The following is a 289-nucleotide window of genomic DNA, read 5'->3' on the forward strand; positions in this document are numbered from 1 at the left end:
CACTGCCATATCCGGGATTTCCGACCGATATGCAGCCGCAGATGACGGTGACCCTTGCTCTTGCAGAGGGAGCCAGTGACGTAACCGAAAGTATCTTTGAAAATCGTTTCCGCTATGTAGACGAGCTGTCCCGTATGGGCGGCAACGTCAAAGTAGAAGGCAATGTGGCCGTACATGAATTTACAAAAGATTATCTCTGGGACTGCACCTTATATACTACGGCAGAGCCATGTGCCATGTGCGCCGGCGCCATCTACTGGGCCAATATCGGCCGTGTAGTTTATGGCAT

1 protein-coding gene is annotated in these 289 nt (G+C 51.6%); it reads left to right on the forward strand.

Going from position 1 to position 289, the window contains the following annotated elements:
* The coding region (locus tag NE473_RS32020; protein WP_256265720.1) for a nucleoside deaminase at positions 1 to 289 on the forward strand (289 nt) is incomplete at both ends.

Origin of the sequence: Hungatella sp. SL.1.14 (assembly GCF_024460495.1) — a bacterium.
GTDB classification, from domain to species: domain Bacteria; phylum Bacillota; class Clostridia; order Lachnospirales; family Lachnospiraceae; genus Hungatella; species Hungatella hathewayi.